The following is a 279-nucleotide window of genomic DNA, read 5'->3' as shown; positions in this document are numbered from 1 at the left end:
GGAGCGCACCCCGACGCCGGTTCCCCCGCCTGAGTCCACGGCATCCGTGCTCGACGATGCGACGTATTCGCGCATCCTCGAGCCGCGTGGCCCGGGACGGCTGCCCCTCGGTGACGGCACGTGGCACCAGCTCGCCCGTGCGTACGTGCGGGTGCAGTTGATCTCCCAGGGGGCGGTGTTCGCGCTGGCACTCGCCGCCGCCATCGTCGTCCAGGTTCTGAGTGGTGCCTTCTGGCAGTGGATCCCCGCCGGCGCGATCCTGCTCATCACGGCGATCAC

Annotated in this window: 1 protein-coding gene; it reads left to right on the top strand. The window is 70.6% G+C overall.

What is annotated here, in order from left to right:
• Positions 1-46 precede the first annotated feature (46 nt).
• Positions 47-279 (top strand): hypothetical protein (locus ACZ3GY_RS23815; RefSeq protein ID WP_465912196.1); only part of this gene is annotated, 233 nt, incomplete at its 3' end.

It is taken from the genome of Pseudomonas sp. PME37.24/006, assembly GCF_055556635.1.
This window is presented reverse-complemented; position numbering and strand designations above follow the sequence as displayed.